Annotated in this window: 13 protein-coding genes; 4 read left to right on the top strand and 9 right to left on the bottom strand. The window is 62.2% G+C overall.

Translation table 11 applies throughout. The features are described 5' to 3' along the window. Nucleotides 1-9: 9 nt before the first annotated feature. Entirely contained in the window at nt 10-582 is a 573-nt protein-coding gene (locus tag P3R38_RS07995) for a peptidoglycan binding protein CsiV (RefSeq protein WP_023379583.1), read from the top strand. Between the two features lies 1 nt (nt 583). Further along, nucleotides 584-3,910, top strand: coding sequence for a DEAD/DEAH box helicase (locus tag P3R38_RS07990; RefSeq protein WP_277686977.1), 3,327 nt, complete (start codon nt 584-586; stop codon nt 3,908-3,910). Nucleotides 3,911-3,997: 87 nt separating this feature from the next. Here P3R38_RS07990 and nagZ read toward each other — a convergent pair whose 3' ends face one another. Genes nagZ through P3R38_RS07975 form a run of 3 tightly spaced genes read right to left on the bottom strand, consistent with a single transcriptional unit; the run spans nt 3,998 to nt 6,285 of the window. Then, nucleotides 3,998-4,996: a beta-N-acetylhexosaminidase gene (gene nagZ, locus P3R38_RS07985; protein WP_177325262.1), complete on the bottom strand. Its 999-nt coding sequence runs from the start codon at nt 4,994-4,996 to the stop codon at nt 3,998-4,000. 22 nt (nt 4,997-5,018) lie between these two features. After that, nucleotides 5,019-5,543, bottom strand: coding sequence for a L,D-transpeptidase (locus P3R38_RS07980; RefSeq protein WP_027906768.1), 525 nt, complete (start codon nt 5,541-5,543; stop codon nt 5,019-5,021). Nucleotides 5,544-5,583: 40 nt separating this feature from the next. Beyond that, entirely contained in the window at nt 5,584-6,285 is a 702-nt protein-coding gene (locus tag P3R38_RS07975) for a TetR/AcrR family transcriptional regulator (RefSeq protein WP_023379579.1), read from the bottom strand. A 243-nt stretch (nt 6,286-6,528) separates the two neighbouring features. On the opposite strand from P3R38_RS07975, the gene lexA reads away from it, so the two are divergent. Then, on the top strand, nt 6,529-7,137 hold the full coding sequence (gene lexA, locus P3R38_RS07970; RefSeq protein WP_023379578.1) for a transcriptional repressor LexA: 609 nt from the start codon (nt 6,529-6,531) through the stop codon (nt 7,135-7,137). A 13-nt stretch (nt 7,138-7,150) separates the two neighbouring features. Then, nucleotides 7,151-7,627 (top strand): SOS-induced cell division inhibitor SulA, encoded by a 477-nt coding sequence (gene sulA / locus P3R38_RS07965; RefSeq protein ID WP_023379577.1) that lies wholly within the window; start codon nt 7,151-7,153, stop codon nt 7,625-7,627. A 40-nt stretch (nt 7,628-7,667) separates the two neighbouring features. Here sulA and P3R38_RS07960 read toward each other — a convergent pair whose 3' ends face one another. The 6 genes from P3R38_RS07960 to fadB all read right to left on the bottom strand — a co-directional run bounded on the left by P3R38_RS07960 (nt 7,668) and on the right by fadB (nt 14,968). Further along, on the bottom strand, nt 7,668-7,901 hold the full coding sequence (locus P3R38_RS07960) for a hypothetical protein (protein ID WP_004376430.1): 234 nt from the start codon (nt 7,899-7,901) through the stop codon (nt 7,668-7,670). Between the two features lie 50 nt (nt 7,902-7,951). Next, nucleotides 7,952-8,467 carry a DUF6586 family protein gene (locus P3R38_RS07955; protein ID WP_023379576.1) on the bottom strand — a complete coding sequence of 172 codons (516 nt, stop codon included), beginning with the start codon at nt 8,465-8,467 and terminating at the stop codon, nt 7,952-7,954. Between the two features lie 89 nt (nt 8,468-8,556). Continuing rightward, a complete protein-coding gene (topA, locus tag P3R38_RS07950; RefSeq protein ID WP_027906767.1) occupies nt 8,557-11,166 on the bottom strand; it encodes a type I DNA topoisomerase in 2,610 nt (869 codons plus the stop codon). Between the two features lie 100 nt (nt 11,167-11,266). Further along, nucleotides 11,267-11,518, bottom strand: coding sequence for a DUF1653 domain-containing protein (locus tag P3R38_RS07945; protein WP_023379574.1), 252 nt, complete (start codon nt 11,516-11,518; stop codon nt 11,267-11,269). Nucleotides 11,519-11,598: 80 nt separating this feature from the next. Further along, the gene (fadA, locus tag P3R38_RS07940; protein WP_023379573.1) at nt 11,599-12,774 is read right to left on the bottom strand and encodes an acetyl-CoA C-acyltransferase FadA; all 1,176 of its coding nucleotides are present in this window, start codon (nt 12,772-12,774) and stop codon (nt 11,599-11,601) included. Nucleotides 12,775-12,820: 46 nt separating this feature from the next. Continuing rightward, entirely contained in the window at nt 12,821-14,968 is a 2,148-nt protein-coding gene (gene fadB / locus P3R38_RS07935; protein ID WP_023379572.1) for a fatty acid oxidation complex subunit alpha FadB, read from the bottom strand. Between the last annotated feature and the right edge of the window lie 274 nt (nt 14,969-15,242).

Raw genomic sequence — 15,242 nt, 5'->3', positions numbered from 1 at the left:
GGAATATCCATGCGTGCCATCCGTTGCCTGACCTTGCTGCTGACGCTGTTCGCGCCGGCCGCCTTCGCCGAAGGCCTGTATCAGGTGGAAATGATTCTGGTGCGGCAGAACAACGTGCCCGCCTTCACCAGCCCGTTCGCCCCGGAAGACTGGAGCGCTGGCGCCCCGCGCCTGGAAAAGGACGACGAGCGTCGGGTCGCCCTGGACGATGAGGTGACCCGGCTCGAAGCCACCCCGAACTACACCGTGCTGTTGCACAAGGCGTGGCAACAGCAGGTGGGCAGCGAGCCCAGCCGTATCGCGCTGGGCACGGGCAAAGAGCAGTTCGGCCACTTCCCCATCGAAGGCAACCTGAGCATCACCGAAGGCCGCTTCATCACTGTCGAGGCCAACTTCTGGGTCAACCAGCTCGATGGCAACGGCAACGTGCTGCAGAGCGAACAATTCAAGCAGAGCAACAGCAATGTGAAAGGCGGCCAACTGACCTTCCTCGATGGCGGCCACCTGGCAGTGCTGCTGAAGGTCACGCCTCCGGGCACACCGAAGATGCCGGTCATGGACCCGGAGATGATGGAGCAGTGATGTGAACGCGGGTGACGCAGAAGAATTGCTCAGGGCCTATCCGCACTGGGTCGATCACTTCGATCCCGGCGCGCTGAGCCGCGGTCGCGCATATGCCGCGCAGGAGCGAACCCGCATTCTGTCGCAGGATGCCACGTCCATCGAGTCGACCTGCAAAGGCTCGTCAGGGCAAACGTACACCCAGATAATCAAGCTGTTCGCGCATGCCGGAGAGCTGCGCATTCTCGGCAGTTGCAGTTGCCCGGTGCGCCTGAACTGCAAGCACTGCGTCGCCGCCTTGCTGCTCGTACAGGACGGCGCCAGCGGTCTCGCCCCCTCCATGACCCGCGAACAAGCCGCACTCTCGCTGCCCCCTGATCTCAACCAGTGGGTGCAGGCACTGGAGACCCCCGCCAAACCGGTGAGTGCTCCTGCACCGGCGCGCAAGGGGCCGGCCATCTATTACCGGGTCTACAAAGACCGCGAACAATGCCGAATGGAAGTGCTCAAAGGCACCCGCCAGGCAGACGACACGCTCAAGCTGGCCCGAATCACGTCGCTGCCTGAACTGATCTACTATACCCCCCGCTACGTGACCGAGGACGACGGCCGCTTGTTGCGCCTGATCGATGCACGCACGCAGTCCGTGACGCCGGTGGTCGAGCTGGAAGGCAAGCAGGGCGCAGAGCTGTTCGGCTACGCCCTGGCGACTGGGCGCCTACTTTACGAGCAGGACCCATCGCCACTGCTTGGCGGCCCGAAGCTGCACGCTGAATTTCGTTGGGTAAGGCTGGAAAACGGCAGTTACCGGGGCGCCTGGTACCACGATGAGCACCTGCAACTTCAGGCAATTCCGATCGAGCCACTGTATTACGTGGACCGGCAGTCGCACCGCTGCGGCATACTCGACCACGACCTTGACCCCTTCATTGCCAGCCAGCTCGCCCGTGCACCCACGGTCCCCGAACACCTCGTCGTGCCCTTGAGCCATCGCCTGAATGCCCTGAACCGCCAGGTTCCAACACCCACCGCTGTCAGCAGCGAACAGATCGAAGATATTTCACCACGCGGTCGACTGACCCTCGGCAGCCTCGAATTCAGCGCCTACATGCCCAAGACCGGTCGCATGCAGCGCCAGATGCAACACCGCGCAGCCCTGTCGTTCGACTATGACGGCCTGCGCGCCAGCGGCAGCGACGAAAAGCCTCTGACTCGCCTGGTGGACGCCACCAGCCAACGCATCCGCCGCCAGCCCCAGGCTGAGCAAGCCCTGCGCAAGACCGTGCGGGACCTCGGTTTCAAGGCCGCCACCCGGCAGAGCAAAGCCCTGCCCGACAGTGCCGGCGAGATGCTGCAATTGCCGGACGACGAAGCTTGGCTGCGCTTTGCCCGCGATGGCCTGCCGCGCCTTCGCGAGGCGGGCTGGGAAATCGACATCCACCGCGATTTCGCCTTCAGCCTGCACGAGGTGGACGACTGGTACGCCACCATCGACGAAGCCCCAGGCCATGAGTGGTTCGACCTGGAGCTGGGGATCGTGGTCGATGGTCAGCGCCACAGCCTGTTGCCGATCGTGCTGCAACTGCTGCGCAGCAATCCTGAGCTGCTGCGCCCAGCCGAACTGGCCCGCCGCAGCGACGACGAGCACCTGCTGATCGACCTCAACCGAGGGCGGCTGGACAGCCCGGCGCTGCGCGTCGCCCTGCCCTACGGCAGGATCAAGGCCGTGATGGGCACCTTGGGTGAGCTGTACCTGCACGAGGACACCGCCGGCCCGGCACTGCGCCTGGACCGCGCCGACGCTGCACGCCTGAACGACATCGCCGATCTGCCACTGCACTGGGAAGGCGGCAAACACGTACGTGACCTGGGCCGGCGCCTGCGCGATGCCCGTGACCTGCAAGTCGCGCCGCCCCGCGAGCTCAACGCCACCTTGCGTCCTTATCAGCAGCAGGGCCTGAACTGGATGCAGGCCCTGCGCGAGATGGGTACCGGCGGGATCCTGGGTGACGACATGGGCCTGGGCAAGACGCTACAGACCCTGGCCCACCTGCTGCTGGAAAAACAGTCCGGGCGCCTGACCTCCCCCGCCCTGGCGGTGATGCCGACCAGCCTGGTGCCCAACTGGCTCGACGAGGCCCAGCGCTTCGCCCCCAGCCTGCGGGTACTGGCCCTTCACGGCCCCGGACGCAGCAAGCACTTCGCCTCTCTGCATGAATACGACTTGGTATTGACCACTTACGCCCTGGTGCCGCGCGACCTGGAACACCTGCGCGGGCAACCTTGGGCGGTCCTGGTGCTCGACGAAGCACAGAACATCAAGAGCAGCACCAGCAAGGCCGCCCAGTCGGTGTGCGAGCTGCAAGCCAGCCAGCGCCTGTGCCTGACCGGTACGCCCATGGAAAACAACCTGGGCGAGCTATGGTCGCTATTCCACTTCTTGATGCCCGGCTGGCTGGGCGACCTCAAGCGTTTCAACCAGGACTACCGCACCCCGATCGAGCGTCAGGGCGACAGCGAGCGCATGACCCACCTGGCCAATCGTGTTCGCCCGTTCCTGCTGCGCCGGACCAAGGAGCAGGTAGCCACCGAGCTGCCCGCCAAGACCGAGATGGTCCACTGGGTCGAGCTCAGCGACGCCCAGCGCGACACCTATGAAGCCGTGCGGGTGGCGATGGACAGGAAGGTCCGCGAGGAAATCGCCCGCAGCGGCGCGGCGCGCAGCCAGATCGTGATCCTCGATGCCTTGCTCAAGCTGCGCCAGGTGTGCTGTGACTTGCGCCTGGTCAAAGGTGTGGAGGCCAAGGCCAACCAGGCCGACAAAGGCAAACTCGGCGCCTTGATGGAAATGCTCGAAGAACTGCTGAGCGAAGGCCGTCGTGTGCTGCTGTTCTCGCAGTTCACCTCGATGCTGGCGCTGATCGAGCAGGAGCTTGCGAAACGCGATATCCGCTACAGCCTGCTGACCGGCGACACCCGAGATCGCCGCGCTCCGGTCAAGCAGTTCCAGGACGGTGACAGCGACGTATTCCTGATCAGCCTGAAGGCCGGCGGTACAGGGCTTAACCTAACTGCCGCAGACACGGTGATTCACTATGACCCTTGGTGGAACCCCGCCAGCGAGAACCAGGCCACCGACCGCGCCTACCGCATTGGCCAGGACAAACCGGTGTTCGTATTCAAGCTGATCACCCGGGGTACCGTGGAAGAGAAGATCCAGCAACTGCAGCAGGAGAAGGCGGCGCTTGCGTCCGGCTTGCTCGACGGCGGCCAGGCCGGGCAGTGGCGCCTGGGGGATGACGAGATCGAGGCGCTGTTCGCACCGTTGCCAGGCAAACGCGGGCGCTAAGCTTCTGGGGCCGCTACGCAGCCCCTTCGCGACACGAGGCCGCTCCCACAGCGATAGCGCAAACCGTGGGATGTCGCAAGCGACGCCTCAGTCGACCAGCTGCGCCTCTTTCAGTGCGCCGAGTGCCTCCAGCCAACGGGGCTGCTGGCGGTAATCGGTCCGGGCAAAGCCCTGCCCACGCATCCGCGCGATCCGTGGCGATGGCTTCACCTTGAGCCGCTGCGCCGCACACAACGCCAGTTCAGCCGACGCGCGGTCATTGCACACCAGACCCATGTCGCAACCGGCGCTCAGTGCCGCTTCGATGCGGTTGGCGGCATCCCCGACTACATGCGCGCCGGCCATGGACAGGTCGTCACTGAAGATCACACCCTGGAAGCCCAGCTCGCCGCGCAGGATGTCTTGCAACCAGCGGCGCGAGAAGCCGGCCGGCTGGTTATCCACCTGCGGGTAGATCACATGGGCAGGCATCACGGCGGCAAGCTGGCTGCCCAAGCGGGTGAATGGCAGCAAGTCAGCCTGGCGCAATTGCTCGAGGCTACGCTCGTCGGTGGGGATAGCCACATGGGAGTCGGCCTCGGCCCAGCCGTGCCCAGGGAAGTGCTTGCCACAGGCCGCCATGCCTGCGGCATTCATGCCACGGATGAAGGCACCAGCCAATTGCGTGGCGCGTTGCGGGTCACCTTCGAAGGCGCGGCTGCCGACCACTGCGCTGCGCTGGTGATCCAGGTCGAGCACCGGCGCGAAACTGAGGTCCAGGCCAACCGACAGGACCTCGGTGGCCATCAGCCACCCGCACTGTTCGGCCAGGTACTCGGCATTGGCGTTATCGGCAATCGCACGCATGGCCGGCAAGCGCACGAACCCCTGACGCAGGCGTTGAACGCGACCGCCCTCCTGATCGACCGCCAGGATCAGGTCGGGACGAATGGCGCGGATCGACGCACACAATTCACGCACCTGACGGGGGTTTTCGACATTGCGCGCAAAGATGATCAAGCCAGCCACTTCGGGCTGGCGCAGGAGATGTCGGTCCTCGGCGGTCAGCCATTTACCGGCAATATCCACCATCAGAGAGCCTTGCAGGCTGACGGTCATAAGGAATCCTTCATTGAAGACTGAGAGAAGCCCACTGGGGGCAGGCAGCCTCTTCGATACGCACCGGGCAATGGGCCGGCACTCGGTCGAACAGGTCAAGCAAATCCGTGTTGCGCAGGCGTATGCAGCCATGTGACAACGGTACGCGCAAGGGTTCGATGTCCGGCGTCCCGTGCAGGTAAATGTAGCGACGAAACGTGTCGACACCGCCCCGGCGGTTGAAGCCAGACTCGCATCCACTGAGCCACAAGATGCGGGTCAGGATCCAGTCACGCCCAGGACACTGCTCGTGCAGCGCGGGCGTCCAGACCTCACCGGTCCAGCGTCGCCCGCTCAACACCGCATTGAGCGGCAAACCCGCACCGATCTTCGCACGCACTTGATGCAGGCCACGCGGCGTACAGCCGGAGCCATTGCGCTCACCCGCGCCGTTACGTGCCGTGGAAACATCGAGACGAACCCGCAATTGCCCACGGACGAAGCCGTAGAGGCGCTGGTCGGTCAGGGAAATGTGCAGAAAGTCGAGGTCAGGCATGGGCGCTAGCTTAGCCGAAGCGCCCTGCCCCGCCCAGTGTTCAGGCCTTGGCGGTGGCGTTCTTGCTGCGTGGACGCAGCTGAGCGCTGGCCATGGCCTCGTCGGTGACGCCACTGTCGGCACGCATGCCGGCCGCCAGGAACGGCACCATCAGGCGCATGACTTGTTCGATCGAGGTATTGATGCCGAAATCGGTTTCGGCAATGGCCCGCAGTGCCTTGATACCCGACATGCTGAAGGCCGCGGCACCGAGCATGAAATGCACACGCCAGAATAGCTCCAGCGGCGGGATGCGCGGTGCAGCCTCGTTGACCAGCAGCATGTAGCGGCGGAACACCTTGCCATACATGTCCTCGAGGTAGCGGCGCAGGTGCCCCTGGCTCTGGCTGAAGGCCAGGCCCAGCAGGCGCATGAAGATAGAGAGGTCGTTGTTGCTGCGCGGCTGCACGGCAAGCGCCTGCTCCACCAGCATCTCCAGCAGTTCTTCGAGCGAGGGTTTCTGTTCAGGCCGGGCCTGGCGACGCTCCAGCTCGCGCTCGAGGCTGGCGCAGAACGGGCCCAGGAAGCGCGAGAACACCGCCTGGATCAGGGCCTTCTTGGAACCGAAGTGGTAGTTGACCGCGGCCAGGTTGACGCCAGCCTTGCTGGTGATCAGCCGCAGCGAGGTTTCGGCGAATCCCCTCTCTGCGAACAGCTGCTCGGCAGCATCGAGAATGCGTTCAACGGTTTCCGATTGGGCCATGACTACTCCGCCAGACAAACAGGTGTTTGAAACATACGTTTCAGGCCTGTTTATGTCAAGGCTCGCTGACCGTGCGGTCGCCATTAAAACACAGCTTCGCCCTACACGCTGCAGGCCACGCTGCCCGCCACGCCCAGCGCCTCATGCAGCACATTGCCAGCCTTTTCCGCGTGCACAACGCTTGCAGTGGGCCAGCCACTGTATATAATCCCAGTCACTGTATAAAAAGACAGAGCGCTCGCCATGTTGAAACTGACGTCACGCCAAGCCGAAATTCTGGCCTTCATCAAACGTTGCCTCGAAGACAACGGCTTCCCGCCGACGCGCGCGGAGATCGCTCAAGAGCTGGGCTTCAAGTCGCCCAACGCCGCCGAGGAACACCTCAAGGCCCTCGCCCGTAAAGGCGCGATCGAAATGACCCCTGGGGCCTCCCGCGGCATTCGTGTCCCTGGGTTCGAAGCCAAGGCAGAAGAAAACGGCCTGCCAATCATTGGCCGGGTCGCGGCCGGCGCACCGATTCTCGCCGAGCAGCATATCGAGCAATCCTGCAACATCAACCCGGCCTTCTTCCATCCACGCGCCGACTACCTGCTGCGCGTACATGGCATGAGCATGAAGGACATCGGCATTTTCGATGGCGACCTGCTCGCCGTCCATACCTGCCGTGAAGCCCGAAACGGCCAGATCGTCGTCGCCCGCATCGGTGACGAAGTAACGGTCAAGCGCTTCAAGCGTGAAGGCAGCAAAGTCTGGCTTATTGCCGAGAACCCCGAATTCGCCCCCATCGAAGTCGACCTGAAAGAACAGGAACTGGTTATCGAGGGCTTGAGTGTCGGCGTCATTCGCCGCTGATCCAGGAGGCGTCATGCAGCAGTCCATCCATGCACCACAGCAAGTTCAGCTCCCGCTGTTCGAGGCTTTCCTCGCCCAGCCGGTATTGCCTGGCTTGAAGGCACAAGAGCCGGCGCGCAAGCACAGCCAACCCGAGCTGTTTAGCGAACTGTCACTGCGCGGCGCAGTTGGACACTGCCAAAACCTGCTGGCGCCTGTGCTACGCGAACTGAGCGAAGAAGACGACGCCCGCTGGCTGACCCTGATCGCCCCACCCTCTAACCTGACACAAGCCTGGCTGCGGGATGCAGGCCTCAACCGCGAACGCATTCTGCTGCTGCACCCTCGCGGCAACCAGAGCCCGCTGCAACTGGCCTGTGAAGCCCTGCGCCTTGGCCTTAGCCATACCGTAGTGAGCTGGCTAGGGAACATCAACGCCAGCGCACGCCAGCAACTGGTGCGCGCAGCCAACGCCGGAAACGCACAAAGCCTGAACATCCGCCTCGGCTGATGTTCAGGCTTTGCCTGTTACCTCACACCACACTCTTCGTTTAGTGCAGTACGCGCGGTCCTTCGTCGCGTTCGAGTTCGCCATCCATGAGGCGACCTGCCATTTGCACGCCGACGCTCAGCATTGCCTTGGCGACTTCGACGTGCTGCCCCTGCAAGAACGCCTTGGCGTCCTCCGAGAAATCCAGGGTTACCAGAGAGCCTTCGTCCTCGGCACGACGCAGTTCGATCCGGCCATCAGGCAACTCGACAATTTCTAGAAAGGACGTTGACATATAGGGCTGTTCTCCTCGAAAGGCCAGCATTGTACCAGTCGAATCAGTGATCAGCACTCACTCAACGCGTCACGGAACCGTCTCACCAAGTCCTTAAGGTTGTTCCTCCAGCTTTCCAGGGTTGCTCTCGACAGCGCAGGTTGCTCGGGTTCGTCGAGATTGACAGCCTGGATCAGCGGTTGGGTGACGTCGGTTTTAGGGGTTTTCTTCGCGACCGGCGGTCGGAACAAATCGGCATAAGCACTGACCAGTTGCGCCAGCCAGGTTTCCCGCTGGCGCACCAGTTCGAGCATTTCAGCCACTTCAGGGATGGCGATGTCGTTCAGCGCATCGTCGGCGAGCGCCTGCTCGACCGAAGCCACTACCGGCAGCCGGTAGAAGCCGCCGATCTCGTGACACAGTCCCAGCAGCGCGCCATTGAGGTGAAACAACGCTGCCTCGCGTTCAGCCTGGACCAGGCCCTGGGCATTCATGGCCTGGCTCTGTTCGGCCTTGGCCATCGATTCGAGGGCGAGGCCGGCGAAGAACAGTTTCTGGTTGGTGCGGGTGTAGAGTTCCTGGGCCATTTCGAGTGCCCTCCCATAGGCTGCAAGGCATATTACTGCATCATAAATGATCAGGGCCGCAAAGCGGCCCCAATTACAGCACCGAGGAATCAGCGCTTGTCTTCGACTTTCCAGGTACTCCCGTCGTAAAACGCCTTCCAGCCGGTCGGCTTGCCATCGACCTCGGACTGCACGTATTGCTCCTTGGTCTTGCGGCTGTAGCGAATCACCGCTGGACGGCCTTCAGGGTCCTTCTGCGGCGCATCGCAGAGGAAGTGGTACTTAGGGTCGATCTCGTGCTTGTGTGGAACGATCTCCATCACCAGCGGGGCCCGGGTTTCGCGGTTCTTGGGGAACTGGCTGGCGGCCAGGAACAGCCCAGAAGCGCCGTCGCGCAGCACGTAGGTATCGTCGACCTTCTCGCACTTGAGCTCCGGCATGTCCACCTTATCCATCTTCGGTGGCGCCGCTTCGCCGCTCTTGAGCAGCTTGCGGGTGTTCTTGCACGAAGGATTGGTGCAACCGAAGAACTTGCCGAAACGGCCTGTCTTGAGCTGCATCTCGCTACCGCACTTGTCGCACTCCAGGCTCGGCCCTTCGTAGCCCTTGATCCGGTAGTTGCCTTCCTCGATCTCGTAGCCCGCACAGTCCGGGTTGTTACCGCAGATATGCAGCTTGTGCTTTTCGTCCAGCAGGTAGGCATCCATCGCCGTCGCGCAGATCGGGCAACGGTGCTTGCCACGCAGCACGCGGGATTCCGACTCGCCCTCGTCGTCTGCAGCAATCTCGTCACCCGGCACCAGGTTCACGGTGGCCTTGCAGCGCTCTTTGGGCGGCAGGCTGTATCCCGAGCAACCCAGGAACACGCCGGTCGAAGCGGTACGGATCATCATCGGCCGCCCGCATTCCTTGCACGGAATGTTGGTCATGGTCGGCTGGTTGGCACGCATGCCGTTCTCTGCCGACTCGGCCGTCAGCAGTTTCTTGCTGAAGTCGCCGTAGAACTCGTCCAGCACGTTCTTCCAGTCACGCTCGCCCTGGGCCACGTCGTCGAGGTTCTCTTCCATGTCGGCGGTGAAGCCGTAATCCATCAGATTGGAGAAACTCTCGGAGAGGCGTTCGGTGACGATGTCACCCATCTTCTCGGAATAGAAGCGGCGGTTGTGCAGGGTCACATAGCCACGGTCCTGGATGGTGGAGATGATCGCCGCATAGGTGGACGGACGACCGATCCCACGTTTTTCCATTTCCTTGACCAGGCTGGCCTCGGTGAAGCGCGCCGGTGGCTTGGTGAAATGCTGGCTCGGGTCGAGTTGGATCAGCTTCAACGCCTCACCCTGGGCCATTTCCGGCAGCACATCGTCTTCGCCTGGCTTGCTCTGCTGTGGCAGCACACGGGTATAACCGTCGAACTTCAGGATACGGCCCTTGGCACGCAGCTCGAAGTCGCCAGCAGCGACCGTGACGCTGGTGGACAGGTATTGCGCCGGCGGCATCTGGCAGGCCAGGAACTGACGCCAGATCAGCTCGTACAAGCGCTCGGCATCGCGTTCCATGCCGCTGAGCTTGGTCGGATGGGTATTGACGTCAGAAGGACGAATCGCTTCGTGCGCTTCCTGAGCGCCCTCCTTGCTGCCGTACACCAGCGCAGCTTCCGGCAGGTACTGCTTGCCGAACTCACGCTCGATGTAGCTGCGCGCCATGTCCAGGGCGTCGGCCGACAGGTTGGTCGAGTCGGTACGCATGTAGGTGATGTAACCCGCTTCGTACAGACGCTGGGCCATCATCATGGTCTTCTTCACCCCGAAGCCCAGGCGATTGCTCGCAGCCTGCTGCAAGGTGGAGGTAATGAACGGTGCCGACGGCTTGCTACTGGTCGGCCGGTCTTCGCGCTTGACCACGCTGTAGCTGGAAGCCTTGAGCTTCTCCAGTGCGGCCATGGCCTGGGCTTCATTGAGCGGCTTGAAGGCTTCGCCGTTCTCGCGAGCCACTTCGAAGCGCACCTTGGCGTTCTTGGCGGTGCCCAGGTCAGCGTGGACTTCCCAGTATTCCTCGGGGATGAAAGCCCGGATTTCGCGCTCGCGCTCGACCACCAGCTTCACCGCCACCGACTGCACCCGTCCAGCGGACAGGCCGCGGGCGATCTTGGCCCACAGCAATGGCGAAACCATGTAGCCAACCACCCGGTCGAGGAAGCGCCGCGCCTGCTGGGCATTGACGCGGTCGATGTCGAGTTCACCCGGCTGGGAGAAGGCATCCTGGATGGCCTTCTTGGTGATTTCGTTGAACACCACGCGCTTGTAGCGGCTGTCGTCCCCACCAATGGCTTCGCGCAGATGCCAGGCAATGGCCTCCCCTTCGCGATCCAAGTCGGTTGCGAGATAGATGGTGTCGGCATCCTTGGCCAGGCGGCGCAGTTCGTCGATCACCTTCTCCTTGCCAGGCAGGATCTCGTACTTGGCCTTCCAGCCGTGTTCTGGGTCGACGCCCATGCGTGCCACCAGCTGGCGCCGCGCCTTTTCCTTGGGCGACAGGGCCGGAGCCTCACCCGCAGTCTTGCCGCGCTTGGCGGCCGGCTCTTTGCTGGCGCTGGCCGAACCGCTGGTGGGGAGGTCTCGGATATGGCCGATACTCGACTTCACCACGTACTGGTTGCCCAGGTACTTGTTGATGGTCTTGGCCTTGGCCGGGGATTCCACAATGACCAGCGATTTGCCCATGGATCGGAGTATTCCTGAATCTGAAGATTAAAAACGCGTCAGGTGCCAGACGCGGCACCGCTATATATAGTGGCAAAAGAGTGAGGTCAAGCGCGGTCGATCACTCGCCTGGCCCGGCCAAGTGCCCGGACAGCCCCTCTTCGGCCTTGACCAAAGCAAAGCGTGGCACCTGCTCGCCGTCAACCTCGACTGATTCGAGGAACATCGAAAGTGGCCGTACCCACAGCCCGAATTCGCCGTACAGCGCCTGGTAGAACACCACCCATTCTTCGGTCTCGGAGTGCTGGGCAGCGGCGAAGACACGGTACTCAGGCCCTTTGTAATGACGATACACGCCTGGTTGTATCTGCATGTCACTCACCCTCTTGAAACAAAATCTGTAAAAAAACAAAAACCGGGGCACTGGGCCCCGGCTGCTGACTTGCAACGCGATCAGACGCGCTCGAAGACAGTGGTGATGCCTTGACCCAGGCCGACGCACATGGTGGCTACACCGAGGGTACCGCCATTCTGCTTCATGACGTTGAGCAGGGTGCCGGAAATTCGCGCCCCAGAGCAACCGAACGGGTGGCCCAAAGCGATGGCGCCGCCGTGCAGGTTAACCTTCTCATCCATCTTGTCGAGCACTTTCAAATCTTTCAGCACTGGCAGGGCCTGTGCGGCGAAGGCTTCGTTGAGCTCGATGAAGTCGATGTCGGCCATGGTCAGGCCAGCACGCTTGAGGGCTTTCTGGGTCGACGGCACCGGACCGTAGCCCATGATCGCTGGGTCGACACCGGCCACCGCCATGGAGCGGATGACCGCCAATGGCTGGATGCCCAGGTCCATGGCACGCTGGCCAGACATGACGATCATGCACGAGGCACCATCGGTGATCTGCGACGACGTACCGGCGGTGACGGTACCCCCTTTGGGGTTGAACGCCGGCTTGAGCGACGCCAGGCCTTCGAGGGTGGTTTCCGGGCGGATGGTCTCGTCGAAGTCGAAGACCTTCAGGAAGCCGTTCTCGTCATAGCCCTGCATCGGGATGATCTCATCCTTGAACTTGCCCTCGACCGTCGCCTTGTGGGCGAGCTGGTGCGAGCGCAGGCCAAACAGGTCCTGTTGCTCACGGCTGATGCCGTGCATCTTGCCGAGCATTTCAGCGGTCAGGCCCATCATGCCTGAAGCCTTGGCGGCATACAGCGACATGTGCGGGTTCGGGTCGACGCCGTGCATCATGCTGACGTGGCCCATGTGCTCGACGCCACCGACCACGAACACGTCACCGTTGCCGGTCATGATCGCCTGGGCGGCGGTGTGCAGTGCGCTCATCGACGAACCGCACAGCCGGCTGACGGTCTGGGCTGCGGAAGTGTGCGGGATCTGGGTCATCAGCGACGCCATGCGGGCGATGTTCCAGCCCTGCTCCAGGGTCTGGTTGACGCAGCCCCAGATCACGTCCTCGACTTCTTTCGGGTCGACCTTGTCATTACGCTCCAGCAGCTTGCTGATCAGGTGCGCAGACATGTCTTCGGCACGGGTGTTGCGGTGCATGCCACCCTTGGAGCGGCCCATCGGGGTGCGACCGAAGTCGACAATCACCACGTCTCTTGGATTGAGGCTCATATCAATACTCTCGCTCTACTCTTGCTCTCAGGCGCTGTGGGGCCGCTCAGTTGAAGAAGCGCTGGCCATTCTTGGCCATCTCGCGCAGCTTCGCGGTCGGGTGGTACAGCGGTCCGAGGTCGGCATATTGGTCAGCCAGGGCAACGAACTCGGCCACCCCGATCGAATCGATGTAACGCAGCGCACCACCACGGAAGGGAGGGAAGCCAATGCCATAGACCAGGCCCATGTCGGCTTCGGCGGCGGTTTCGACGATGCCATCTTCCAGGCAGCGCACGGTTTCGAGGCACAGCGGGATCATCATCCAGTTGATGATGTCTTCGTCGCTGACTTCACGCGCTTCGAACACGATCGGCTTGAGGACGTCGAGCACGCTGCTGTCGGCCACTTTCTTCGGTTTGCCGCGCTTGTCGGTTTCGTAGGCATAGAAGCCCTTGCCGTTCTTCTGGCCGAGACGGTTGGCCTCGTAGAGCGCATCGACGGCCGAGCGACGGTCATCTTTCATGCGGTCCGGGAAGCCTTCGGCCATTACGTCACGGCCGTGGTGGCCGGTGTCGATGCCGACGACGTCCATCAGGTACGCCGGCCCCATGGGCCAGCCGAACTTCTCCATGACCTTGTCGATGCGCACGAAGTCGACACCGGCGCTGACCAGCTTGGCGAAGCCGCCGAAATACGGGAACAGCACGCGGTTGACCAGGAAGCCCGGGCAGTCGTTGACCACGATCGGGTTCTTGCCCATCTTCTTGGCGTACGCCACGGTGGTAGCGACCGCTACATCGCTGGATTTCTCGCCACGAATCACTTCCACCAGCGGCATCATGTGCACCGGGTTGAAAAAGTGCATGCCGACGAAGTTCTCTGGACGCTTGAGGGCCTTGGCCAACAAGTTGATGGAGATGGTCGAGGTGTTGGAGGCGAGGATCGCATCTTCCTTCACCTGGCTTTCGACTTCGGCCAATACAGCCTGCTTGACCTTCGGGTTCTCGACAACGGCTTCGACCACGATGTCGACGTTGGCGAAGTCGCCGTAGGACAGCGTCGGACGAATGGCGTTGAGCGCCTCCGCCATTTTCGCCGGGGTCAGGCGGCCTTTCTCGACACGCTTGCCGAGCAGCTTGGAAGCCTCGTTCAGGCCCAGCTGGATGGCTTCCTCGCGAATATCCTTCATCAGGATCGGGGTACCTTTGACCGCCGACTGATAAGCGATACCACCCCCCATGATGCCGGCGCCGAGCACGGCAGCCTGCTTCACGTCGTGGGCGATTTCATCATGGGCCTTGGCCTTGCGCTTGAGCTCCTGATCGTTCAAGAACAGGCCGACCAGGCTTTCGGCGACCGAGGTACGGGCCAGCTTGGCGAAACCTGCGGCCTCGACTTCCAGCGCTTTGTCGCGGCCGAAGTTGGCGGCTTTCTGGATGGTCTTGATGGCTTCGACCGGAGCCGGATAGTTCGGGCCGGCCTGCCCGGCCACGAAGCCTTTGGCGGTTTCGAAGGCCATCATCTGCTCGATGGCATTGAGCTTGAGCTTCTCGAGCTTCGGTTGGCGCTTGGCCTTGTAGTCCAGCTCGCCGCTGATGGCGCGCTTGATCAGGTCCAGGGCCCCGGCCTGCAGCAGTTCAGGGGCGACCACGGCATCGACCGCACCGACTTTCAGCGCGTCATCGGCACGGTTTTCCTTGCCCGAGGCAATCCACTCGATGGCGTTGTCGGAGCCGATCAGGCGCGGCAGGCGCACGGTACCACCGAAGCCAGGATAGATACCCAGCTTGACCTCTGGCAGACCGATCTTGGCGCTGGAGGACATGATGCGGTAATCGGCCGCCAGGCACATTTCCAGGCCGCCACCCAGGGCGATGCCGTTGATGGCCGCGACCGTCGGTACTTCGAGGTCTTCGAAGGCATTGAAGATGCGGTTGGCTTCCAGGTTGCCGGCAACCAGTTCGGCCTCGGGCAGCTTGAAGTTCTCGACGAATTCGGTGATGTCGGCGCCGACGATGAACACGTCCTTGCCACTGCTGACGATCACGCCTTTCACCGAGGCGTCGGCCTTGATGGCGTCGACGGCCTGGCGCAGCTCGTCCAGGGTCAGGCGATTGAACTTGTTGACGGACTCACCCTTGAGGTCGAACTTCAGTTCGACGATGCCGCTTTCAAGAGCCTTAACCGTGATGGCTTTACCTTCGTAAATCATCAACTGATCTCCACGATATGGAAGCTGAACTGTACGCACCGAACGCTGGCGGCAGAGCTGGCCATGCTGCCCTTGCCCCAGGCACACCCGTTAGCGCGCGAGTCGGGGTTCTGAGTGAGCGTTGTGACATACAAACGCTCAATTCATACGCCCGTTTGATTTGGGTATGCACACATTCTCCGAAAAGATCGGCGTTGTCAAATGCTCGCGAAGACCATGAAAACGCGACTTTCCAGTCATTTTGCAACGGCAGGGTTCGATACATGATGACAGT

It is taken from the genome of Pseudomonas sp. NyZ480, from assembly GCF_029537255.1.
Taxonomy (GTDB): domain Bacteria; phylum Pseudomonadota; class Gammaproteobacteria; order Pseudomonadales; family Pseudomonadaceae; genus Aquipseudomonas; species Aquipseudomonas taiwanensis.
Note: the sequence above shows the minus strand (reverse complement) of the source record. Positions and strands in the feature narration are given on the sequence as shown.